The organism is Paenibacillus larvae subsp. larvae (assembly GCF_002003265.1).
Classification (GTDB): domain Bacteria; phylum Bacillota; class Bacilli; order Paenibacillales; family NBRC-103111; genus Paenibacillus_H; species Paenibacillus_H larvae.
On the sequence record NZ_CP019687.1, the window covers coordinates 3,032,096 to 3,055,000 of the forward strand.

Here is a 22,905-nt window from a genome sequence, read left to right on the forward strand (position 1 = left end):
TAAGGAGAGTTGGCCGGATCCCTTGCATCACTCTCCCCTTCATTCAGAAATCCAGTATGATTTCTTCCAGTATTACAAGTTATATCAACTCAACTCACACGATGAACAGTATAATGGTCATAGCAGTACTAAACTCATGTCGAAAACAGCCTCAGTCCGATGGAAGTTCGAACTAAGGCTGCATAGATTTTTTATTTTATTTCTGTCTACTTGACGGGAGCTGTTCATTTCCGGGACAGCCCTTCCATATGCGTCTTGTATGCAGGATGGTTAATTCACAAATCCGAGCAGAATCTCCCGGATCAGTTTGGCCGCTGCAATTTGGGTTTGTTCCGTTGGATCATAGATCGGTGCGACCTCTACTACATCCGCTCCAACCACATTCAGTTCCGAAGCGGCAATCGCATGAATGGCACCCAACAGTTCTTTCGACGTGATGCCCCCAGCTTCTGCCGTTCCCGTACCTGGAGCAGCAGATGGGTCCAAGACATCGATATCGATGGTAACATAGACGGGACGACCCTCCAGTTCAGGCAGTACCTGTTTCAACGGTTCCAACACTTCAAAGGGGTAGAAGTTCAGGTTTTCGCGCGCATAAGCAAATTCCTCCCGCGTACCGGAGCGGATACCGAATTGGTACACATTCTTGCCTCCAATTAATTCGGCAGCTTTGCGGATCGGAGTAGAGTGGGAAAGCGGTTCGCCTTCATACTGTTCTCTTAAATCCGCGTGGGCGTCGATATGAATCAGGGCTAGATCCGGATACTGCTTATAAACCTCCCGAATCACCGGCCACGATACAAGATGTTCCCCGCCAAGTCCAATAGGAAATTTGCCGTCCGCCAGAAGCCCGCGGACATAATCACCAATCAGGTCAAGACTTCGTGCTGCATTTCCGAAGGGTAGCAGCAAATCCCCAGCGTCAAAATAAGTTATATCTTCTAAACTTTTATCCAAGTATGGACTGTATTCTTCCAGACCGATGGATACCTCCCGGATGCGAGCCGGGCCAAACCTGGAGCCAGGCCGGAAGCTGACCGTATAGTCCATTGGCATTCCATAGATAACAGCCTTGGACTCTTCATAATTTTCCGAACTGGCAATGAAGACATTACCGGAGTATGCCTGATCTAACTTCATGTTCCGTCTCCCCCTACTTCACCAAATCTTCCACGAATTTAGGAAGAACGAAAGCCGCTTTATGCAATCTTGGTGTATAATACTTGGTTTCCATCTCTGGAATGCTGTTTTCATCCACTTCAAGCGGGTCATAAGTTTTGCTGCCCATTGTAAATGTCCAAAGGCCGCTCGGGTAAGTAGGAATATTCGCTCCGTATACACGGACAATAGGGAAAATTTCCTTTACATCTTTGTTCACATTTTGGATCAAATCGGCTTTAAACCATGGATTGTCCGTTTGTGCCACAAAAATGCCGTCTTCTTTTAACGCATCATAAATTCCCTGATAAAATCCTTTGGTGAACAGCTCCACAGCAGGTCCAACCGGTTCGGTTGAATCTACCATAATTACATCGTAAGCATTCTTATTATCATGAATATGCATATAACCGTCATTGACGATTACTTCTACACGAGGGTTGTCCAATTCTCCTGCAATCTCGGGTAAGTACTTCTTGGAGTATTCAATTACTTTTCCGTCAATATCGACCAATACCGCTTTTTCCACTTGAGGATGTTTCAGTACTTCGCGGATCACACCCCCGTCTCCACCGCCAACCACCAGTACATGCCGGGGATTAGGGTGGGTGCACAATGCAGGATGCGCTACCATTTCGTGATAAACGAACTCATCTTTCACCGTCGTCATCACCATACCGTCTAGCACCAGCATACGTCCCCATTCCAAGGTATCAATGATGGCCAAATCTTGAAAGTCCGTCTGCTCGCGCACAAGGCTTTCCTTAATTTTCGCCGTAATACCGAAGTTGTCCGTTTGTTTCTCCGTGTACCATAAATCCATTGTCATAACCTCTTTTCCTGGGATATTTCCATTACATGCCGTATACAAGACGTGACTATGAAGCCATTTGTAGAACTGCTTCGTATGAACATATATCTGTCCGTCTTATACCACATCTTTGGCTAATCATGCATGTCCCGCATCTTCTGTTAAGGGGTTTACCCAAATGCTAATGTTCATTCATGCATAAAATGTATTATAGTAGATTAAGTTCCAAAAGCAAAGATTTTGCCGGCATCATTTTTATCCGATTTGGTATAAAAAATTTCTTTTTTCCGGACCATACATTGAATAGCTCTGTCTTTCCTTATCCATACTGGTAAAATAAATCTATTATGCACGGCCGTTCATCATTGATTTTTATGGAAAGGAGTGTTCTTATGGCAGATCCCAAGCAACCGAATTCATCCAATATGAGCCGGCTCGGTAAGCATGCCAAACGTGCCCGGCGTGCAAGCCGTTTGAAACGAACGCTCACTTTCTTGTTTACCTGCTTTATTCTGGCCAGTCTTTGTGCCGGAGCGCTTCTTTTTTATTTGAAAGTGAAAGATTTGCCAGTAACCAAGGTATCCCAGACTTCAGAGATGTATGACTCCAAAGGCAACAAAGTAGATACGATTAATTCGGGACAAAACCGGCAGGTGGTCCCTCTTAAGGACATCTCCTCTTATCTTGCCAATGCTACATTATCCATTGAAGACCAGCATTTTTACGATCATATGGGAGTGGACCCGAAAGCAATCGCACGGGCAGTTATCGTGAATATTAAGCACATGTCCAAAGTCCAGGGAGGCGGAACGATCACACAGCAGCTTGCCCGTAATCTGTATTTGTCCCATGAAAAAACATGGACCCGTAAAATCAAGGAGTCAGTCTACGCCGTTCAGATGGAGCTGCATATGTCCAAAGAGGAAATCCTTGAGAAGTATTTAAACCAGATTTACTACGGCCATGGCGCTTATGGAGCTGAGGCAGCTGCCCAGATGTATTTCGGCAAACATGCTAAGGACCTCACTCTGGCCGAAAGTGCCCTTCTTGCGGGCATTCCCAAAGGGCCTAAATACTATTCACCTTATGCGGATATGAAGAATGCGACTGAACGGCAAAAAGTGGTACTCAGCACGATGGTCAACACCGGTTCCATAACCCAGGAAGAGGCGGACAAAGCCAAAGAGGAGCATATTTCGATTCGTCCGCAAGAGGAAAATGAAGCTAATCCGGCCCCTTACTTTCGGGATTATATCAAATCCATAGCTATGGAAAAGCTGGATATGCCCGAAGAAGAATTCGAACTGGGCGGTTTTAAAATCTATACTACCCTCGATACCAAGGCTCAAAAGGCGGCGGAAGATGTCATTGCCAAAAATCTTGGCAAAAACGGGGACCTTCAGACAGCTCTTGTGGCAATAGATCCCCGTACGGGCTATATTAAGGCGATGGTAGGAGGGCGGAATTATAAAGAGAACCAGTTTAACCGGGTATTCGCCTCTACCAGGCAGCCGGGCTCCTCTTTTAAACCGTTCGTTTACCTGACAGCTATTGAACAGGGGATTTCCCCGGCGACTCACTATACAAGTGAACCGACCACATTCAAGTACGATAATGGGAGGCAGACCTACGCACCCGGCAATTTTAACAATCAGTTTTTCGGGAGTATCGATATGCGGGAAGCCGTTGCCCATTCGGATAATATTTACGCGGTTCATACGATTCTGGAAGTGGGGCCGGACAAGGTCATTAATAAAGCACGCAAAATGGGTATTACCAGCGACATGAAGCCCCTGCCTTCTCTGGCACTGGGTACGTATCCGGTCAGTCCTTTCGAGATGGCTTCGGCTTTCTCTGCCATAGCGAATCAGGGAGTAAGGATGGAACCGACAGCCATAACTAAAATTGAGGATATGTCCGGAAAAGTCCTATATGAAGCAAAACCTAAAAGCGAAAGAATTGCAGATCCCGGACCAAGCTATGTGCTGACACAGCTTATGGAAAGTGTATTTGAACAAGGAGGAACCGGGAGCCGTGTTGCAAAAATGATCAAGAGGCCGGTAGCCGGTAAAACAGGCACTACAGATCACGACGCCTGGATGGTCGGATTTACACCTGAATTAGCTACAGCCGTTTGGGTCGGGTATGACAAAGACAGGGCAATTAATTCAGTGGAATCTCATCTGGCCTCTCCAATCTTCGCCGAATTCACGGAAGAGGTTCTTGAATCAGTTCCGCCCAAAAGCTTCGAGGTACCGGATGGAGTTACGATCGTTCAGCTGGATAAAGAAAGTGGACTGCTCTCCAATTCCGATTGTCCAAACTCTCATGAGCAGGCCTTTATTGCCGGAACAGAACCGAAACAGTACTGTACGAACAAATCGGACAAAGGAAAAGAAGGCGGCGGGGACTCCTGGTGGAGTCAGTTTAAACGCTGGTGGAACGGAGATTAACCAGACAGGTAAACAGGGGACGCAAAAAGGCAGCGCTAAGAATATCTTAGCCTGCCTTTTTACTGTCCTAGCATATGTTGGCAACATATACTAAATAATAGTATACTCTGTTATCCGGAGCCTAACAATGGATGACACATAATGGACATAATTTACTTTAATGCCTCTTTTAAGGAGTTATCTGAACGGTCCCACCATTCCTTATTATGCTCCATAAGCAATTGGCGCAAGGCCGCCCTCTCCTTCTCATTCAGACCATCCAGCATAATTTTGCGCTTCATGGCAGCATCCATACGGTTAACGTGGTCGGGAAGAATCTTCCACCCTCTGCATGCCTCTTCATCAATCAGCATTTCACAAGCCGTTAGCCCTGCATAATACGTACCTTCAGGGTTCCGGTCCACAGCCACCCATACTATCCAGCAAGTGCGGCCATTCGGCACATCTTCTTTGTTCGGGGAGAACTTAATACGTTTTTCCACCTTGCTTTTGGCATGCAGCGCCCCCATATCCAAGTAAGCTTCCTCCCCATCAATGATGATGCTGGAAACGTTACTTAAATTAATGGAACCTGCTCCAAACCCCTTATGATTGATATTCGAACTAACAATATTTAATGCGTTCAGCTTGCTGCCTTTATTCAGTTCCATATGCACACCTTCCCGTCATGCAGAAAATTATCTAGCTCTTCCTATTATTTTAGCTAATATTCCCCTTCTTGCAAACATATACATGCTGTAGATGCTTGTCAGCGGGGTGAAAAAATGAAACACTTGTTAGCTAATCGAATCATTCAATGGATACTGGTTCTCCTGCTTGTTGTGCTTACAGTCGGAGGAACAAGACTTTGGCTTTTCCCGAATATGGAGTCTGAACAGCCCAGTTTCCAGCCCTCCAAAAGTATACCCACAGCTGAGGAGACTCCTGTGGTACCTCCCGCGGAAACGGCTCATAAACCCCTCAGCAAACGGGTCATTGAGTACCACATGTCAGTAGACTATGCCGTTGACCGGAAAGAGCTGAACGGGCAGCAGGTGTTTACCTGGAAAAATCCGGGCACTCAGCCGGTCCGGGAATTGTACATGCACCTTTATCCAAATGCTTTTTCATCCATGAAAACGACTTTCATGACAGAATCCGGAGGGAAACTTAGACAAGACAAAGTGAAAGAAAACAGCTTTGGTAGTATGGACCTGCTCTCTATAAGGACAGAAAATGGAGAGGACCTTCTGCCCCGTATTCAATACGTCCAGCCTGATGACGGCAACAGGGAGGATCGCACCCTGGTCAAAATTCCTTTGAATGAACCCGTAGGTCCCGGTGAGAAGGTGACTCTGCGCACTCAGTTTTTGGTCAAGCTGCCCGCCGTGTTTGCCCGTATGGGAACGGCAGGCGATTTCGTAATGGCGGGCCAATGGTTTCCTAAAGTGGCTGTCTACGAACCGGCGGAAACCCGGGGACGGACTGCCGATGGCTGGAATCTCCATCAATACCACGGCAACTCGGAATTCTATGCCGACTTTGGCACATACGATGTAAAAATCAAAGTTCCTTCTTCCTACGTGGTGGCAGCAACCGGATTTCCTACCAAACGATTGGATGACGGCCAAACCAAAACGTATCAATTCTATGCCGATGATGTCCATGACTTTGCCTGGTCTGCTTCACCCAACTTTGTATACGTAGAAGAGCCCTTTTCAGGGGCTAATATTCCCGGTGTGAAAATCAAGCTTTATCTGGACCCGAAACATGAACCCCTCAAAACCAGGTATATGAGTGCGGCTAAAAAAGCACTTAGCCGATATAGCCAGTGGTACGGTACCTACCCGTATTCCACCTTATCCGTCGTGGTACCGCCGGAAGACGGTAACGGAGCAGGAGGGATGGAGTATCCAACCCTGATTACCGCGTGGGGTGCTTCCGATGACAAGCCCGGACCCGAACTCGAACGGGTACTTGCGCATGAGATCGGTCATCAATTCTGGTACGGATTGGTCGCTACCAATGAATTTGAAGAAGCTTGGCTGGACGAAGGATTAACCTCCTATACGGAAGACCGTTTCATGGAGGTCGAGTACGGCGTATCGCCCGATCTTCCATTAGAATCCAGCTATATCACTTCTCCAGCACCCTTGAAACAAAACTCCTGGGAATACCGGAATGACGGGGAATACGCAGATAACGTTTATACGCGAGCCAAGCTGGTACTTAAGGCTATTGAAAATCAGGTAGGCCAGAAAACTATGGACCGCATACTGAAGCAGTATTTTACTAAATGGAAATTTAAACATCCCACATCAAGCGATTTCCAGCAGGTAGTTGAAGAAGTGACCAAAAACGGATGGGACGATTTCTTTAAGCAGTATGTTTACGGTGGCCTCATGTCTAACTACGCTGTTGAATCTGTCCAGGTACAATCTTCCCAAAAAGACGGGGGTACCGTCTACGAAAGCAGTGTAATCATACGTAAGCTTGGGGGTACAGTCCCCTCAGTTCCTATTCGTTTTCACTTTACAGATGGTACGAGCATAGACAAGGCATGGGATGGCAAAGACGAAAGAATCGAGTACAAATTATCGCACTCAGCCCCTGTGGATTGGGTAAGAGTCGATCCTGACCACTCGCTGGTGCTGGAAAATAAGCATATGAACAACTACTGGCAAACCAATGTGAATGACAAAGCAAAAGTCCGCTGGAATCTGGGCATTACAGAAATAATAAACGGAATTCTAAAATGGGTGGGGTGGTGAGTTACCGATGCTGAGCTATTTGAAAAAAGGTCTGGGCTCGGCAGCCCGCCAGCCTTTCGCCGTCACGATTCTGTTTTTGTATCAATTTGGCTGGGGAGTCTTCTTGTATAAATGTATCCAGTCCGTACTGGTCCCCCTCCTGCACAGGTATCCGGGGGAAGATCAGGGCGCAGCCTTTCAGCAGCTGTTTTGGGCAGAAGCGCATTTCCAGTTAGTCAAAACGGATCTCGTCCTCCCTTATGTCTGGTGGCTTTTAGGTCTTATGGCGATCCGCCTGTTCATCACCCCTCTATTGAATGCTGGTCTATATTATTCACTTGTTCATACGGAACTCAATGCGGGTTACCGGTTTGTCAAAGGGATTAAAACCTTAATTCTGCCGTTCCTGGGTTACTATCTTCTTCAAATGTTGCTCCTCTTGACCCCGCTTTATTTTTTGATTAAAAAAGCGGCAAGTCTCTTCAACCATGCAGGCAGCTACAAAAGTTTCCTGATTGACCTGCTGCCCTGGGCCATTGGCTATCTTGCTTTCGGTTATTTGCTTCAATTGGGTTTTATGTACTTACAGTTTGGCCATGCCCACCGTGTTCCTTTTCTCAAAAGATTCGGCATCATGCTGCGGTCTCTTCTGCCGATGATTATCACCGCATTCTGTATTTTGATCATCAGTTTGGCAGTAACGGCAGCCGAATGGACCGCTTCCTATGTATGGGCAGGATTAACCGCATTGATTGTCTACCAGGCGCTAACCCTGATCAGACTGTTTACAGGTGTCTGGGCTGTTACGGCTCAGCATGAATTATGGAAGGAAAAGCTGCTGGATTAGACACTTTCCCTTTTCCTGTAACGCGTGATTACGATAATAGATTAGTTTCTTGAAAAGGCTGCCCGCGCGGACAGCCTTTTCTATCGTTAAAATACGTATTAGATCAACACAAGCTTTCCCAACGATAACAAAACTGAAGCAAATCACTTCCAACTGCTCTTTTTAGAAAACGAAGAGAAGCTTTTTACCCAAAAATTCCGTCCGACACAGGTCTCTCGGATCTTTACCCGTCACCCGCAGCAACCGGATTATAAGCGTAAGAAATCCAGTCACTCCAGCTTCCGGCGTAAAGTTTGACCTTGGAATGACCCGTTTCCATCAGAGCAAGCACATTAGGACAAGCAGTTACCCCTGAACCACAGTAGACGATGACCTCATCCTCCAAGGGGATATCTGAAAAACGTTCCCGCAATTCCTCAGGCGTTTTCCAGCTATTATCTTCATTCAGATTCTCTTTCCAAAACCGGTTAATGGGTCCAAAGCAACAATATTTTTGTTCATAATTTCGCATCCTCCCCATTTTCAATTGATCAGTCCCCTACTCCAAGCATAGGCTTGATCCAATAAATATACCATTCATCCCTTTCGGCTCCCATTTTTTCATAAAATTTCTGGGCGTTTATATTTTGTTTATGAGTCTCCAGTGTCATAGACGGATAACCATGTTGGGCAGCATATTGATAGCAGGTATTGAATAATTTGGTGCCGATGCCGCACCCTCTCCTGTTCTCTTTGACGAACAAATCATTCAGGAGAACAATTTTTGAGGCTCGCAGTGTACTGTATGTAAAATACAGGGTGGCAAAACCCACTAGTTCTTCTTCTCTGGCAACAAATTGAATGCCTTCCCTCTGTTCTAGCAACAGGTCAATCAATGCATCCAGCTTGGTTTCCTCAGGTTTCGGATATTGATAAAAATCAAAAATATACGAGATCATCAGCTTTCTGATCTGTTCCCGATCTTGTTCTTCCGTAGGGCGAATCCAAATTCTGGCCATGACCACCATCCTCCTTTGAGTTGAAGTATTTCCTTAGGAGAGTTTAGACGAAAACAAACAAGAACATGCATTCCCATCATCCATTGACGATTATTATTAAACCAAGTATACTACATTTTAGTTTAGTTCTAAAATATTCTGTAGTACATTATTTTGTAACCTAAAAGGAGCTATCACTATGCCACAACGACAAGAATTACTGAAGCTGGAGGATGTGTTCAGGCTCGTGCTCAAAAAATTGTCCTACACCTGGAAAAAAAATGTGGACAGCGACATATCCCGAACTCAGTTCCTTATATTAGACCGGCTTTTCTCCGAAGGACCCCAAAAGGTCTCAGACCTGGCTGAGGCCCTTCATATTACCTGTGGAGCAGTAACCGGAAACTGCGACAAGCTGATCAAATCCGGGCTGTCTACCCGTACCCGCGATGAACAGGACAGAAGAGTTGTGTTTATGGAAATCACTTCCCAAGGGCAGAAAATTATGGAGGAAGTAAAAAAACAGCGGAACCGGATTATCGAATGTTTGTTTAAGGATTTTACGGAAGAAGATCGTGAAAACCTGACCCGCTTGTTCTCGCACATGCTTACGAATTTAGAAGAAATTGATTCAAAGGAGTAATGCATACATTTATGGAACATCTGGATAAAAAAAGAAAAGTTACGATTATGATTGCCATCATGGCGGCTCTGTTATTTGCCTCCATCAACCAGACAATTGTTTCAACGGCTTTACCAAAGATTATTGCTACACTTGGAGGAATGGAATACTACAGTTGGGTTTTTACTATTTATATGCTGACGTCCAGCATAACGACAATCTTAGTTGGGCGTTTATCAGATTTATACGGACGTAAACCCTTTATTCTGATAGGTATTGGAGTTTTCGTCACAGGAGCCTTCTTGTCCGGAACTTCATCCACCATTTTCCACCTCATCACCTACCGTGCTATTCAGGGAATTGGGGCAGGGATGATCATGTCTACCTCGTTTACAGCAGTAGGGGACTTATTCTCACCCCGGGAACGGGGCCGCTGGCAAGGTCTGCTTAGTGCAGTTTTTGGCCTTTCCAGCGTATTCGGCCCTACACTCGGTGGCTACATTGTGGATCATGCCGACTGGCATTGGGTCTTCTGGGTATTCCTTCCGTTTGGTATTATCGCTTTCCTGATGATCTTATTCCTGTTCCCAAGCGTTCCCCACCGAAAAGGAGAATCTGTTGATTATTACGGATCACTATTCCTTACTTTATTTATGGTTCCGCTTCTTCTTGCTTTCTCCTGGGCTGGAACTACGTATGCTTGGGGTTCTGCGCAAATTATCAGTCTATTTGCGGGTGCGGCCGTGTCCTTGCTTATCTTTATCCTCATTGAAAGAAAAGCAAGAGGGCCGGTATTACCGGTACATTTGTTTAAAAACAGTGTATTTACCTTATCCAATTTAGCTGCCTTTACCATGGGAGCAGGAATGTTTGGCGCCATTATGTATATGCCGACTTTTATTCAAGGGGTTATGGGAACATCCGCGACTTACTCCGGATATATTACGATGCCTATGACACTAAGCCTTGTGGCAGGAAGCACCCTTAGCGGTCAATTGATCTCCAAAACGGGCAAATATAAAATTCAGGCTATTTTAGGTCTGGCGGTTATGGCTTGCGGTATGTTCGCCATGTCAACAATGGGAACCCATACTACTACATTAACTGCCATACTTTACATGATATTAGTCGGCTTTGGTCTTGGGATTGGTATGCCTGTCTTTACATTAACCGTACAAAATGTAGTACAGCCGTCTGAACTCGGTGTAGCCACCACTGCTTCCCAGTTGTTTCGGAACATTGGAGGAACGATCGGTGTATCTGTTATGGGAACCGTTATGGCCCATAAGACATCTGAAAAACTTGTGGAAACAATGGCAGGTATCAAAGACAAGCTTTCCCAATTAGATCCGGTTACGGCCAAAAAATTGGAGGTATTTGAGAATACCCAGGCATTACTGGATGCGGACAAAATTAAACATATCAGTAAGTCCTTACCTGCGGATGTCCACATCGTGTTTGACCAATTGATCGCCGCGGTAAGAGAAGCTATGAGCTACGCTCTTTCGGGTGTATTTTTTACCGGAGCTGCTATTGTAACGATTGCCGTAGTGCTCACCATTTTCCTGAAGGAACTCCCACTTCGTGGTTCCGCTCCCAGCTCCAAAAAAAAACATGGGGAAGATGCATAGCCTCAGGGAGCATCCACCCCAAGGGTAAAGGAGAAAACTATGATATCTGATAACTCCACATGGTCCATGCATCCTATGACCAAGCAGCACACCAGGAAAATTTGTTCCTGGCGTTATCCCTGCCCGTACGATATTTATAATTTTGATTCATGGTGCTGTATGGAGACCCGGAAGTCAGAGTTCGCCGATCCTCTGATACGCGAGCAGCAATACCGGTCCTGGCTGGATTCCAACCAAGAATTAATCGGGTTCAGCCAATTTTTTCCCATGCTAAATGTGGTCCGGTTGGGTCTGGGACTTCGGCCGGACTTGTGCGGTCTTGGTTTAGGTGCTGAGTTTACGAGATGCATCGCGGAAGAAGCCCGAAAATTCCAGCCTCATAAGGCAATTGATCTTGAGGTGTTGGAATGGAACGAGCGTGCTATCAGGACTTATCAGCGTGCCGGATTTGTTATTACGGATACCTATGAACGAATGACAATGGCAGGACCGGCTATTGTGCACTGCATGGTATGGGAAAAATAGAAAGTTATTCGTAGGAATCTTCCTGACAGGTATAGGACTGAAGAAGCTCCAGAAACGGGTTTCCATATTTCTTGAACTTAACCTCTCCTACCCCTTTGATTTTTAGCATTTCAGTTTCAGTGGTCGGAACATATTCGCTCATCTCACGCAATGTGCTATCGTTAAAAATGATATACGGCGGTACTCTTTCCTTGTCGGCTAATTCTCTGCGCAGTAATCTTAGCTGTTCAAACAGCGTATTGTCCACTGCCGGAAGAACCTCTGTTTTCTTCGAGATTTTTTGATATACCTTCTGTTTTCCCTGAAGTACGTCGACGGCTTTTATCTGAAGCTTAACAACCGGATACTGTCCTTCTGACAGATGGAGGATCCTTCGGCAATCAGAACATTGATCAAATCGACAATCTCTTTCTCGGTATGACGATTCATAATGCCGTAAGTCGGAAGGCGGTCAAACCGGTATTGAAGAACCTTCTTGCTTTTCGACCCTTTTAGAACCGAAGCCACCATTGTTACGCCAAACCTCTCCTGCATCCGCTTGATGCAGGAAAATATTTTTTGGGCTTCGATCGTGATATCTTCCACTTCTCTTTCATCTTTACACGAACTACAGTTGCCGCAGGTTTCCACTGCATGGGTCTCTCCAAAATAATGCAAAATATAATTTCTCAGACACTTGGTCGTATAACAGTAATCGATCATCGTCTGCAGCTTTTTGTATTCGTTTGTTTTCCGTTCCTGGTTTGTCAGGGTCTGTTCAATTAAAAATTTCTGTGTCTGAATATCCTGGGCACTAAAAAGCAGGACACATTCACTAGGTTCCCCATCCCTGCCCGCACGCCCAGCTTCTTGATAATAGGCCTCCATATTTTTGGGCATATTATAATGGATGACATAGCGAACATTGGATTTATCTATACCCATTCCAAATGCATTGGTAGCAATCATTACCCGGATATCGTCGTACAAAAATGCCTCTTGGCTAATCGCTCTTTCCTCGTCTGACAATCCGGCGTGATATTTGCCCACAGAAACTCTCTTGCGCCCCAAATAGGTATATAAGTCATCTACTTCTTTACGGGTTGCGGCATATATAATTCCAGATTCCAGCCTGTGCTCCTGAATATACCGGCTGACATAGTCACGTTTATTTTCTCCCCGGAGTATATTCAAGGAAAGGTTGTTCCTGGCAAAACCGTTAATATGAATGGCCGGGCGTTTAAGATCAAGCAGACCTGCGATATCTTGTGTAACCTCGTTAGTAGCGGTTGCGGTAAAAGCCGCCACAAGCGGACGGCGCCTTAATTGTCCAATAAATGGGGTAATCGCCCGATAGCTCGGCCGAAAATCGTGCCCCCACTGCGAGACACAGTGTGCTTCATCCACCGCTATAAAGGAAACCTCAAGTCCCTGCATCAGAGAGCGGAATCGCTCTGATTCCAGACGTTCCGGAGCGATATACAGCAGTTTTATTTTGCCCTGCATAGCCCTTCGTATCCGGTGTCCTACCTCAGCCGCGTCCAGTGTACTGTTAATGTAAGAAGCTTCAATACCTAGAGATGTTAAAGCATCTACCTGATCTTTCATCAATGATATGAGAGGCGATATGACCAAAGTCAGCCCATCCAGCAGCAGAGCCGGAATCTGGTAGCAAATCGACTTCCCCCCGCCCGTAGGCATAATCCCCAACGTATCCCGGCCTTTCAACAGGCTTGAAATTATCTGTTTTTGCCCTTCCCGGAAGGAAGTATAACCATATAGCTGCTGAAGCAGAGCTTCGGCATGATCCAGCGTCAGTCTCCCGCCGCCCTGAACACCGGTTCCGCCATACTTTTCCTCCTGATTAAACAAGGTGGACAATAGAAGTAACCTGGCCGCTGTGGATTTGGATAAGATGGCGGGAAGAATCATATTGTACGGTTCCACGTCCTACTTCAATGACAGGTTCTGCCCCAAGGCCGTAAAATACATCATCAGCAAAAGTCCGGATGCATTCCAGTCGCTCCTGTCCGGCAAGAGCTCCCCATTCTTGCTTGGACATGTCAAAGCAATCATAAATTTCCTTTATCGACTCCGTATGTTTCATCAGATCTAATAAGATATCTGTATATTCCCTTCCATATTTCACACCCATTTTTTACATCCCTTCCGTTTCAATCGTTCCTCTACAGGATTCATCTTTTAACACTTTATCATACTTTAGGTGGAAATCTGAACCTTTTGTTTCTCAAAGGGATTAAAACGAATGATAAAAACCGAAGCTGTTAAATGGGCATGAAAGGAAAAAATCTGTTACTATGATAAGAAGAAAAGCAATACCCGGAGGTACAAGCTCGGATGCTGAAACTGCATATTCCCAAAAACAGAATGAAAGAACTGATCAAGCAGGCACAGCTCCATTATGATCCTTCTATCTTGGAATTAGGCTGGAATCATTTTCACCGGGGGCATGTGAAAGTACTTACCTTGGAGAAGGGAGCTCTGGAGGCTAAAGTACAGGAACAGAAGGATTATAAGGTTCATATTCCGCTCTCCCGTTTAACCGGCAGCTCATGCATATGCTCAGAGGAAAAGCCTTGTTCCCACATGGCTGCTGTGCTTTTTTCCTTATATTCTTCTTTTGGCAGACCCGAGCTGCTTTTACAAGAACTGAAACAGGCTATTCAAACGAAACGGAGGACGCAGCGGTCGCAGAGCTTAAAGCAAGCCCGCAAAGCGGAACGGTCTGCAAAACTCACTTCCCGACAAACGATAGGTGAATGGCACGAATGGTTTGAAACCAAGTTTCATGGTTTCGCCGTGACCCATCAGCAGTCTTTCGACACTTTTGCCTCACAGGTCCAGGAAACCTTAATTCCGGAAGTGGAGAAATGGGAACCGGAACTCCAGTTCATATACCAAATAAATGTATATGTGTTTATCTTAAGAAAAATGGAAACTTTTTATGAGGAAACCAAATCAACTTATCTCTCTGCTTATCACGAGCAAAATTGCCGGACTACATCGGCAGACATTATTTCAAAACTCAGAAAACTGTTTAAAGAACCCAAAGCAGAGACATGGATAAAAAAGGCCGATAATAAATGGTCCGAAACCTTGAGTATTTTAGGCCCTTTTGCTTTAAATGAAATAAATAGTCCCATTGACTGGTTATACGTATACAGGCTGTTGTGGTGGAAAGATACCCTGCCGGAAAGAAAACAAAGAGAAGTAGAACAATTGGGAGAACGGCGCATCTCTTCCCATTCCCTAAACCCCCGGCAGGAAGATGTATTATGCATTGCCTTAGCCCACTTCTCAGTCATTCGCAAGGAATGGGAAAAGGCTTGTTCTATCCTGGACAATCTTCATGAACGGCGGGCTTCTGACTTCTTTTTTTATTTGGAGGAAGCCCGTACCCATCAGGAATGGGATGTTTTATTGGACTGGTTACGTTGGTTAAAGCCGTCCATGACAAAGTCTTCTCAGGATGATTTCCGCTTGCTTTGTCAGTACTGGATGGAGGTGGCTAAGCATACCGGTTCTGATCAGGAATGGGTAGAAGTGATGGAATCTCTTCTTCCGCGTTCTTTTTATTACTATACCGGCTACCTGCTGCAGACAAAGCGATACCAGCAATGGGTAGATCTACAACTGTCCAATCAGGAATCGCCGCTTAATCTGTATACTATGGAACTAAAAGCGGTAGAAGAAACAGATCCGGCGCTTTTGCTGCCCCTGTACCACCAATCTATTGAGAGAGCAATCCTGGAGAAAAACCGTTCCTCTTATAAGATTGCCGTACGTCTTTTAAAGGAGCTCCAGGAATATTACCGGATATTAGGGCGTGAACTTCAATGGAAGCAGTATATTACTTTTCTATCGGATAAATATGCCCGGCTGAGGGCTTTTCAAGAAGAATTCAAGAAAGGAAAATGGGTGCTATGATGGATACCGGAACGCTTGTTGTCCATGCGGAGTGGATGGCGTCCGAAGCTTTTTTTGTTTGGGGAACACGGGGAAGCGGCGGAATATGGGATGCTTTTGATCTTAAAAATGTTTTGTTTGCCTGGCATGCCCCTTCCTATTACGGAACAACCATTGAAACCTTGGAATGGCATGAGAAAAAAGGACTCCTTCTGACTCCATTGGAGGCATTGGATTATTTTGCGGCCCCTTCCTGTGCCAGGCACCTTCCCCTTAAATGGGGACCTCTAACGGAAGAATTAATCCAAATCTCTCCTCATATCCTGTCGGCTTTGGAAGCAGGGCAATTTATGCCGGACTATGAGCAGTGGAAAAAAGGGACATTGGGGTGGAAAATAAACTTGTCTCCTGATCATCAACCCTCCTTTGAAGATACTTCTGCGTGGCTGGCCCGACTTGTTCCGGAATGGATCGATCAAGACGGAAGCAGAAAATCCGTACTTAAGGAACTGGAACAACAACTTTCCTTTCGGCAAGGCCTCTCACCGGTAACGGCCTGGATGGATGAAGAGGATTGGCTTGTGGCAATTGGATGGAAAAAGAATCGGCTCCCTTTCCGGATTTGTCTTAAACTGAATGAACCTGCCTATCGGGATAACTGGAAACTTGATATTATTCTGCAGGATCGTGACAATCCTGCTATAATTCGGACCGTCGAAGAAAATGGCAAGCCTGCCATAGAAGAAATTTCTTTACCCAAAGAATGGATTGATCATCAAATCAGGGTACAAAAAGACACGAAGAAATGGATAATGATGCTTCCTTGGCTAAGGGAAGATAAAAAGCCTTATTCTTTGAAAAAGCAGCTTTCTACGGACGAAGCCTGGCGTTTTCTGACTGAAGGGAGTTTGCGGTTGGTAGAAGCCGGCTATTCCATCTTTTTGCCTGAATGGTGGGAACGAATTAGAAGAATAAAGCCCCGTATGAGAGCTAAGCTAAAAGGCCAGGCCGGAGCCGCCAGAGAATCTCTGATTGGGCTTAAGCAGCTAATGGAGTTTGACTGGAAACTAGTTATAGAAGACCTTGAACTGACCGAAGGGGAATTCCTCAGGCTACTGGAAGAAAAGCGCAATCTCGTACAAATCAGGGGTCGCTGGGTACAAATCGATCCGGGGCTTTACGAACAGATGGAGCAGATGGTCGAAAGAATGAAGAAGCAAAAAGGTCTTACTTTGAAGGATGTACTTGAACTTCATCTTCTTGAAGGAGAAGACCAAGTTCCTGTTTCCGGGGAAGCTGATAAAACTAAACAGCGGCTTCTTCTTGAAGTGGAGGTGACAGACCATTTACGCCAGCTGATCGACCGTATGACGCATGCGGCCTCAATTCCCGGTATTTCCACTCCCAAAGGGTTTCGCGGGACTCTGCGGCCTTATCAGTCGGAGGGAATTTCCTGGATGCATTTTCTTAGACAGCTGCAGCTTGGAGGATGTCTGGCCGATGATATGGGACTTGGAAAAACCATTCAATGGATCAGCTACTTATTAAAAGCAAAGGAAGACGGAGGCCTCTCCTCTCCTTCCCTTCTCATTTGTCCTACATCCGTCCTGGGTAATTGGCAAATGGAACTCAAGCGGTTTGCTCCTTCACTAAATGTACATCTGCATTATGGCCCTAACCGGCGGAAAGGGGTCTCTTTTGAGCAGGCGGTATCCGCAACCGATCTGGTTCTGACCTCATATACGTTGTCTCACCTAGATGAAGAAGAACTCAGCACCGTATATTGGGACTCAATTTGTCTGGATGAGGCACAAAACATCAAAAATGCCTATACCAAACAGGCCGCCTCGATCCGTAAGCTGAAGGGGCACCATAGGATAGCTTTGACCGGTACCCCCATTGAGAACCGCTTGACGGAACTATGGTCTATCTTCGATTTCCTTAATCCCGGTTACCTGGGTACCCAAAGGGAATTTACCCAACGGTATGTTCATTCAATTGAACGAATACAGGATACGAAATCCATTAATCAGGTGCAAAAACTGATTAGGCCCTTCCTATTACGCCGTATTAAGAAAGACCCGGCTATTCAACTGGATCTGCCCGATAAAAACGAAGTCAAAACATTTGTTACTCTATCTGCGGAACAAGCTTCGCTGTATGAAAACTATATCCATGATATGCTCGACAGATTGAATCAGGCTGGCGGTATGGGACGGCGCGGTATCATTCTCGCTGCTTTAACAAAGCTAAAACAAATTTGTAATCACCCCGCCCTCGTGCTCAAAGAACGGCCGGGCGGGCCATGGGAGCAGCGGTCCGGCAAGCTTGATCGTCTGGTTGAAATGGTTCACGAGCTTCGTGACGAAGGTGATAAATGCCTTATCTTCACCCAATTCGTGGACACGGGTTTTCTGCTCCAGCACGTACTGGAGCAGGAGCTTGGACACCCTGTACTTTTCCTGCACGGGGGTTCCTCGAAAGCAGATCGGGATAAGATGATAGCACGCTTTCAAGATCTTACATTACCTGAAGATGAGCAGCGTTATGTTTTTCTCCTGTCGCTTAAAGCAGGAGGAACGGGACTCAATCTGACAGCGGCAAACCATGTGTTCCACTTTGACCGCTGGTGGAACCCAGCCGTAGAAAACCAGGCCACGGACCGGGCCTACCGGATTGGTCAGACGCGAAATGTGCAGGTCCATAAATTTATAACTTTGGGAACTCTGGAAGAGAGGATTGACGAGATGATCGAACAGAAGCTCGGCCTAAGCCAGCAAATTGTGGGCCAAGGGGAAAATTGGATCACTGAATTGGATACAGATGAACTGAAGGAGCTTCTTTCGCTAAGAAAAGACTGGTAAAAACGCAGAATATGGAAAAAATTTCTATAACTTTTCCCAGCTTGGTGATATAATAATCATACAATAGAGTAAGTTTCAAGGGTGTCGGCTAACCTCAAATCAGGAGGTGATGCCCTGTGGAAGTGAAAGACGCACTGACGCTGATGATTTCCTTCGCGAGCTTAGTCGTCCTGATCCTTTCGCAGAAAAAGAAGTAGACCTCCCTTGACTTTGCGGCTCAAGGAGGTCTATCTTCGTCCCAATGATTGAAGCTGATTACCCTTGAAGGCAATCTATTGTGTTAGACCGTGGATGTTCCCGCATCTACGGTCTTTTTTATCGTATGTAGAGAAGGCAAATATGTTTCCATCAATTTCTGAAACCTTTTTCCGTTTAACCTCACTAAAGCGTATTTTACCACAGCGAATCGTGAAAAGAAAAGAAAATCACGCACTTAAGTGGAATTTAGGATTTCCTCTTTTCTAAAAATAAACAAGCATACAACCTGGTGATAATTGTCCGGCTTACGGTACACAAGAAATGGACACGACAAACCGGATGAAGTAGATTCTTCTTGAAAAAAACCTTTTATCCTAATCTTATTTTAGACAATATGGACAAGCTTGGCAATGGTATAAATCAAGCACTCTCAAGGATTTTTAGGGGCTTTAAACACAGTCTCAGCTTGTTAATACTAAAACAGGCCACGCTAATTTATTAAATGGGGGTCCATTTTAAACTAGAACAAAATAAAAAAACCTTTCTTAGCCCACAAGCTAATGAAAGATTCGGTAATCACTGGCGTCCCAGGAGGGATTCGAACCCCCGACACACGGCTTAGAAGGCCGTTGCTCTATCCAGCTGAGCTACTGGGACATCTATATATGGTCGGGACGACACGATTTGAACATGCGACCCCCTGGTCCCAAACCAGGTGCTCTACCAAGCTGAGCTACATCCCGACATAAAAATGGCGTGCCCTGAGAGATTCGAACTCCCGACCTTTTGATTCGTAGTCAAACGCTCTATCCAGCTGAGCTAAGGGCACGTGAAGCGGAAGACGGGATTCGAACCCGCGACCCTCGCCTTGGCAAGGCGATGCTCTACCCCTGAGCCACTTCCGCAAATGGTGCGCGTGGAGGGACTTGAACCCCCACGTCAGAGACGCTAGATCCTAAGTCTAGTGCGTCTGCCAATTCCGCCACACGCGCAAATTATGAAATTTGTGTCTGATCTTGTTGTAAAACTGGTGAGCCATGAAGGACTCGAACCTTCGACACCCTGATTAAAAGTCAGGTGCTCTACCAACTGAGCTAATGGCTCTCATATGTGGCTGGGGGTATAGGATTCGAACCTATGCATGACGGAGTCAAAGTCCGTTGCCTTACCGCTTGGCTAACCCCCAAAAAAAGTTATGGGGCGATCGAAGGGAATCGAACCCTCGAGTGTCGGAGCCACAATCCGATGCGTTAACCACTTCGCCACGACCGCCACATGACAAAAGGGTTGGTAAAGTAAATGGCGGAGCTGACGGGATTCGAACCCGCGGTCTCCTGCGTGACAGGCAGGCATGTTAGGCCTCTACACCACAGCTCCATATTGCGGGGGCAGGATTTGAACCTACGACCTTCGGGTTATGAGCCCGACGAGCTACCGGACTGCTCCACCCCGCGACGATTTAATTATTACGAATATGGTGGACGCTGACGGGATCGAACCGCCGACCCTCTGCTTGTAAGGCAGATGCTCTCCCAGCTGAGCTAAGCGTCCATATAATGGTGACCCGTAGGGGATTCGAACCCCTGTTACCTCCGTGAAAGGGAGGTGTCTTAACCCCTTGACCAACGGGCCTTATTAAGATTGTATAGCGGCGGAGGGGCTTGAACCCCCGACCTTACGGGTATGAACCGTACGCTCTAGCCAGCTGAGCTACGCCGCCGAATAAAACTGGCGGAGAGAGAGGGATTCGAACCCTCGAGACGCTTTTGACGCCTACACGATTTCCAATCGTGCTCCTTCGGCCAACTCGGACACCTCTCCATTAGAAATGACCCAAGCAGGTTCTATATGCCCGCAGGTATACAGCTTGGCAACGTCCTACTCTCCCAGGACCCTTCGGTCCAAGTACCATCGGCGCTGGAAGGCTTAACGGCCGTGTTCGGGATGGGTACGCGTGGTTCCCTTCCGCTATCGTCACCAAACCGGATTTTTCGAAGCGTTACTGCTTCGATCAGGCTGCGAGAAAATATCCTGCCTTAGAAAAGGCATGCAGCTTGAACCAGCCTCTTGCACCCTGAAAACTAGCAGCGAAGCAAAGTGTACTTAGAACAGTTGTTTCTTTAGGATAAGCCCTCGACCGATTAGTATTGGTCAGCTCCACGCATTGCTGCGCTTCCACCCCCAACCTATCTACCTCGTCGTCTTCAAGGGGTCTTACTACTTGGGAAATCTCATCTTGAGGCGGGTTTCACGCTTAGATGCTTTCAGCGCTTATCCCTTCCGTACATAGCTACCCAGCTGTGCTCCTGGCGGAACAACTGGTACACCAGCGGTACGTCCATCCCGGTCCTCTCGTACTAAGGACAGCTCCTCTCAAATTTCCTGCGCCCACGACAGATAGGGACCGAACTGTCTCACGACGTTCTGAACCCAGCTCGCGTACCGCTTTAATGGGCGAACAGCCCAACCCTTGGGACCTACTTCAGCCCCAGGATGCGATGAGCCGACATCGAGGTGCCAAACCTCCCCGTCGATGTGGACTCTTGGGGGAGATAAGCCTGTTATCCCCAGGGTAGCTTTTATCCGTTGAGCGATGGCCCTTCCATGCGGTACCACCGGATCACTAAGCCCGACTTTCGTCCCTGCTCGACTTGTAGGTCTCGCAGTCAAGCTCCCTTCTGCCTTTGCACTCTTCGAATGATTTCCAACCATTCTGAGGGAACCTTGGGACGCCTCCGTTACTCTTTAGGAGGCGACCGCCCCAGTCAAACTGCCCACCTGACACTGTCCCCGAACCGGTTCACGGTCCCGGGTTAGAACTCCGATACGATCAGAGTGGTATCCCAACGCTGCCTCCACCGAAGCTGGCGCTCCGGCTTCTTAGGCTCCCACCTATCCTGTACAGATCGTACCAAAGTCCAATATCAAGCTGCAGTAAAGCTCCATGGGGTCTTTCCGTCTTGTCGCGGGTAACCTGCATCTTCACAGGTATTAAAATTTCACCGGATCTCTCGTTGAGACAGCGCCCAAGTCGTTACGCCATTCGTGCGGGTCAGAATTTACCTGACAAGGAATTTCGCTACCTTAGGACCGTTATAGTTACGGCCGCCGTTTACTGGGGCTTCGGTTCATAGCTTCGGGCCTTAAGCCCTAACCACTCCCCTTAACCTTCCAGCACCGGGCAGGCGTCAGCCCATATACTTCGCCTTGCGGCTTCGCATAGACCTGTGTTTTTGCTAAACAGTCGCTTGGGCCTATTCACTGCGGCCCCCTCGAGCTATTCACTCTACCGGGGCACCCCTTCTCCCTAAGTTACGGGGTCATTTTGCCGAGTTCCTTAACGAGAGTTCTTCCGCGCGCCTTAGAATTCTCTTCTCGCCTACCTGTGTCGGTTTGCGGTACGGGCACCTGCACCTGGCTAGAGGCTTTTCTTGACAGTGTGAGATCAAGACCTTCGCTACTGCTATTTTCACTCCCCGTCACAGCCCGGCTTTCATCGTGTGCGGATTTGCCTGCACACCAGCCTCACTGCTTGGACAAGCACTTCCATCAGCTTGCGTCCCTACCCTACTGTGTCACCCCATCGCTCATAGCGGTGTTTGGTGGTACAGGAATTTCTGCCTGTTGTCCTTCGACTACGCCTTTCGGCCTCGCCTTAGGTCCCGACTTACCCTGAGCGGACGAACCTTCCTCAGGAACCCTTAGGCTTTCGGCGGATCAGATTCTCACTGATCTTTTCGTTACTCATACCGGCATTCTCACTTCCAAGCGCTCCAGCTGTCCTCACGGTCAACCTTCTATGCTGCTTGGAACGCTCCCCTACTGCCCTTAATTAGGACCCATAGCTTCGGTGGTGTATTTAGCCCCGTTACATTTTCGGCGCAGAGTCACTCGACCAGTGAGCTATTACGCACTCTTTAAATGGTGGCTGCTTCTAAGCCAACATCCTGGTTGTCTGTGCAACTCCACATCCTTTCCCACTTAACACACACTTGGGGACCTTAGCTGATGATCTGGGCTGTTTCCCTCTTGACAATGGATCTTAGCACTCACTGTCTGACTCCCGGGCACCGAGTGGATGGCATTCAGAGTTTGACTAGACTTGGTAACCCTTGGCGGGCCCCGCACCCAATCAGTGCTTTACCTCCATCACTCTAACCCGAGGCTAGCCCTAAAGCTATTTC

Annotated in this window: 14 protein-coding genes, 14 tRNA genes, 2 rRNA genes and 2 pseudogenes (1 of these 32 running past the window's edge); 9 read left to right on the plus strand and 23 right to left on the minus strand. The window is 46.8% G+C overall.

From position 1 onward, the window contains the following. Positions 1–270 precede the first annotated feature (270 nt). Entirely contained in the window at positions 271–1,140 is an 870-nt protein-coding gene (speB, locus tag BXP28_RS15775; protein WP_023485234.1) for an agmatinase, read from the minus strand. 13 nt (positions 1,141–1,153) lie between these two features. Beyond that, positions 1,154–1,981: a polyamine aminopropyltransferase gene (speE, locus tag BXP28_RS15780; protein WP_023485233.1), complete on the minus strand. Its 828-nt coding sequence runs from the start codon at positions 1,979–1,981 to the stop codon at positions 1,154–1,156. Positions 1,982–2,361: 380 nt separating this feature from the next. On the opposite strand from speE, the gene BXP28_RS15785 reads away from it, so the two are divergent. Continuing rightward, positions 2,362–4,422 (plus strand): transglycosylase domain-containing protein, encoded by a 2,061-nt coding sequence (locus BXP28_RS15785; RefSeq protein WP_077585130.1) that lies wholly within the window; start codon positions 2,362–2,364, stop codon positions 4,420–4,422. A gap of 152 nt (positions 4,423–4,574) precedes the next feature. Here BXP28_RS15785 and BXP28_RS15790 read toward each other — a convergent pair whose 3' ends face one another. Then, positions 4,575–5,072: a YwhD family protein gene (locus BXP28_RS15790; protein ID WP_023485231.1), complete on the minus strand. Its 498-nt coding sequence runs from the start codon at positions 5,070–5,072 to the stop codon at positions 4,575–4,577. A 114-nt stretch (positions 5,073–5,186) separates the two neighbouring features. On the opposite strand from BXP28_RS15790, the gene BXP28_RS15795 reads away from it, so the two are divergent. Both BXP28_RS15795 and BXP28_RS15800 read left to right on the plus strand, forming a co-directional pair. Next, positions 5,187–7,172 (plus strand): M1 family metallopeptidase, encoded by a 1,986-nt coding sequence (locus BXP28_RS15795; RefSeq protein ID WP_023485230.1) that lies wholly within the window; start codon positions 5,187–5,189, stop codon positions 7,170–7,172. 7 nt (positions 7,173–7,179) lie between these two features. Further along, the gene (locus BXP28_RS15800) at positions 7,180–7,998 is read left to right on the plus strand and encodes a hypothetical protein (protein ID WP_023485229.1); all 819 of its coding nucleotides are present in this window, start codon (positions 7,180–7,182) and stop codon (positions 7,996–7,998) included. Between the two features lie 223 nt (positions 7,999–8,221). Here BXP28_RS15800 and BXP28_RS15805 read toward each other — a convergent pair. Both BXP28_RS15805 and BXP28_RS15810 read right to left on the minus strand, forming a co-directional pair. Then, a pseudogene (locus BXP28_RS15805) lies at positions 8,222–8,476 on the minus strand (sulfurtransferase); the annotation flags it as partial. A 52-nt stretch (positions 8,477–8,528) separates the two neighbouring features. Next, a complete protein-coding gene (locus tag BXP28_RS15810; protein WP_036655772.1) occupies positions 8,529–8,996 on the minus strand; it encodes a GNAT family N-acetyltransferase in 468 nt (155 codons plus the stop codon). A gap of 178 nt (positions 8,997–9,174) precedes the next feature. On the opposite strand from BXP28_RS15810, the gene BXP28_RS15815 reads away from it, so the two are divergent. The 3 genes from BXP28_RS15815 to BXP28_RS15825 are packed head-to-tail and all read left to right on the plus strand — an operon-like array spanning position 9,175 to position 11,753. Further along, a complete protein-coding gene (locus BXP28_RS15815; protein ID WP_023485227.1) occupies positions 9,175–9,618 on the plus strand; it encodes a MarR family winged helix-turn-helix transcriptional regulator in 444 nt (147 codons plus the stop codon). Positions 9,619–9,629: 11 nt separating this feature from the next. Then, a complete protein-coding gene (locus tag BXP28_RS15820; protein WP_036657346.1) occupies positions 9,630–11,228 on the plus strand; it encodes an MDR family MFS transporter in 1,599 nt (532 codons plus the stop codon). A 39-nt stretch (positions 11,229–11,267) separates the two neighbouring features. Continuing rightward, positions 11,268–11,753: a GNAT family N-acetyltransferase gene (locus BXP28_RS15825; protein WP_024095426.1), complete on the plus strand. Its 486-nt coding sequence runs from the start codon at positions 11,268–11,270 to the stop codon at positions 11,751–11,753. Between the two features lie 4 nt (positions 11,754–11,757). On the opposite strand, the pseudogene recQ reads toward BXP28_RS15825, so the two are convergent. Both recQ and BXP28_RS15835 read right to left on the minus strand, forming a co-directional pair. Continuing rightward, positions 11,758–13,550, minus strand: a pseudogene (gene recQ, locus BXP28_RS15830) (DNA helicase RecQ). Between the two features lie 46 nt (positions 13,551–13,596). Then, positions 13,597–13,887 carry a hypothetical protein gene (locus BXP28_RS15835; RefSeq protein ID WP_024095427.1) on the minus strand — a complete coding sequence of 97 codons (291 nt, stop codon included), beginning with the start codon at positions 13,885–13,887 and terminating at the stop codon, positions 13,597–13,599. Between the two features lie 203 nt (positions 13,888–14,090). Here BXP28_RS15835 and BXP28_RS15840 point away from each other — a divergent pair, with 203 nt between their 5' ends. From BXP28_RS15840 to BXP28_RS25245, 3 genes are all read left to right on the plus strand, one after another. Continuing rightward, on the plus strand, positions 14,091–15,680 hold the full coding sequence (locus BXP28_RS15840) for an SWIM zinc finger family protein (RefSeq protein ID WP_023485222.1): 1,590 nt from the start codon (positions 14,091–14,093) through the stop codon (positions 15,678–15,680). Further along, a complete protein-coding gene (locus tag BXP28_RS15845; RefSeq protein WP_036655771.1) occupies positions 15,677–18,523 on the plus strand; it encodes a DEAD/DEAH box helicase in 2,847 nt (948 codons plus the stop codon). Before BXP28_RS15840 ends, BXP28_RS15845 begins: the two co-directional genes overlap by 4 nt. A gap of 143 nt (positions 18,524–18,666) precedes the next feature. Beyond that, the gene (locus tag BXP28_RS25245; protein WP_367869717.1) at positions 18,667–18,720 is read left to right on the plus strand and encodes a hypothetical protein; all 54 of its coding nucleotides are present in this window, start codon (positions 18,667–18,669) and stop codon (positions 18,718–18,720) included. 581 nt (positions 18,721–19,301) lie between these two features. On the opposite strand, the gene BXP28_RS15850 is transcribed toward BXP28_RS25245, so the two are convergent. The 16 genes from BXP28_RS15850 to BXP28_RS15925 all read right to left on the minus strand — a co-directional run. Further along, positions 19,302–19,378, minus strand: a tRNA-Arg gene (locus BXP28_RS15850). 9 nt (positions 19,379–19,387) lie between these two features. Then, positions 19,388–19,464 (minus strand) — tRNA-Pro (locus tag BXP28_RS15855). Between the two features lie 9 nt (positions 19,465–19,473). After that, positions 19,474–19,550, minus strand: a tRNA-Arg gene (locus BXP28_RS15860). Between the two features lie 4 nt (positions 19,551–19,554). After that, a tRNA-Gly gene (locus tag BXP28_RS15865) sits at positions 19,555–19,626 on the minus strand. Positions 19,627–19,629: 3 nt separating this feature from the next. Further along, a tRNA-Leu gene (locus BXP28_RS15870) sits at positions 19,630–19,713 on the minus strand. Positions 19,714–19,749: 36 nt separating this feature from the next. Continuing rightward, positions 19,750–19,825 (minus strand) — tRNA-Lys (locus BXP28_RS15875). 7 nt (positions 19,826–19,832) lie between these two features. Then, a tRNA-Gln gene (locus BXP28_RS15880) sits at positions 19,833–19,907 on the minus strand. A 10-nt stretch (positions 19,908–19,917) separates the two neighbouring features. Further along, a tRNA-His gene (locus BXP28_RS15885) sits at positions 19,918–19,993 on the minus strand. Positions 19,994–20,021: 28 nt separating this feature from the next. Next, positions 20,022–20,098, minus strand: a tRNA-Asp gene (locus BXP28_RS15890). Positions 20,099–20,101: 3 nt separating this feature from the next. After that, positions 20,102–20,175 (minus strand) — tRNA-Met (locus tag BXP28_RS15895). A gap of 21 nt (positions 20,176–20,196) precedes the next feature. Further along, a tRNA-Val gene (locus BXP28_RS15900) sits at positions 20,197–20,272 on the minus strand. A 6-nt stretch (positions 20,273–20,278) separates the two neighbouring features. Next, positions 20,279–20,353, minus strand: a tRNA-Glu gene (locus BXP28_RS15905). 14 nt (positions 20,354–20,367) lie between these two features. Further along, positions 20,368–20,441 (minus strand) — tRNA-Met (locus BXP28_RS15910). Between the two features lie 9 nt (positions 20,442–20,450). Next, positions 20,451–20,542 (minus strand) — tRNA-Ser (locus BXP28_RS15915). A gap of 44 nt (positions 20,543–20,586) precedes the next feature. Next, positions 20,587–20,703, minus strand: a 5S ribosomal RNA gene (gene rrf / locus BXP28_RS15920). Between the two features lie 139 nt (positions 20,704–20,842). Then, positions 20,843–22,905 (minus strand): 23S ribosomal RNA (locus tag BXP28_RS15925) (it continues 918 nt past the right edge of the window).

Coding starts and splice junctions, on each gene's coding strand:
- BXP28_RS15810 (WP_036655772.1), bottom strand. CDS start 8,996: ATGGCCAGAATTTGGATTCGCCCTACGGAAGAACAAGATCGGGAACAG.
- BXP28_RS15790 (WP_023485231.1), bottom strand. CDS start 5,072: ATGGAACTGAATAAAGGCAGCAAGCTGAACGCATTAAATATTGTTAGT.
- BXP28_RS15785 (WP_077585130.1), top strand. CDS start 2,362: ATGGCAGATCCCAAGCAACCGAATTCATCCAATATGAGCCGGCTCGGT.
- speE (WP_023485233.1), bottom strand. CDS start 1,981: ATGGATTTATGGTACACGGAGAAACAAACGGACAACTTCGGTATTACG.
- BXP28_RS15820 (WP_036657346.1), top strand. CDS start 9,630: ATGGAACATCTGGATAAAAAAAGAAAAGTTACGATTATGATTGCCATC.
- BXP28_RS15800 (WP_023485229.1), top strand. CDS start 7,180: ATGCTGAGCTATTTGAAAAAAGGTCTGGGCTCGGCAGCCCGCCAGCCT.
- BXP28_RS15840 (WP_023485222.1), top strand. CDS start 14,091: ATGCTGAAACTGCATATTCCCAAAAACAGAATGAAAGAACTGATCAAG.
- BXP28_RS15845 (WP_036655771.1), top strand. CDS start 15,677: ATGATGGATACCGGAACGCTTGTTGTCCATGCGGAGTGGATGGCGTCC.
- speB (WP_023485234.1), bottom strand. CDS start 1,140: ATGAAGTTAGATCAGGCATACTCCGGTAATGTCTTCATTGCCAGTTCG.
- BXP28_RS15835 (WP_024095427.1), bottom strand. CDS start 13,887: ATGGGTGTGAAATATGGAAGGGAATATACAGATATCTTATTAGATCTG.
- BXP28_RS15795 (WP_023485230.1), top strand. CDS start 5,187: ATGAAACACTTGTTAGCTAATCGAATCATTCAATGGATACTGGTTCTC.
- BXP28_RS15825 (WP_024095426.1), top strand. CDS start 11,268: ATGATATCTGATAACTCCACATGGTCCATGCATCCTATGACCAAGCAG.
- BXP28_RS15815 (WP_023485227.1), top strand. CDS start 9,175: ATGCCACAACGACAAGAATTACTGAAGCTGGAGGATGTGTTCAGGCTC.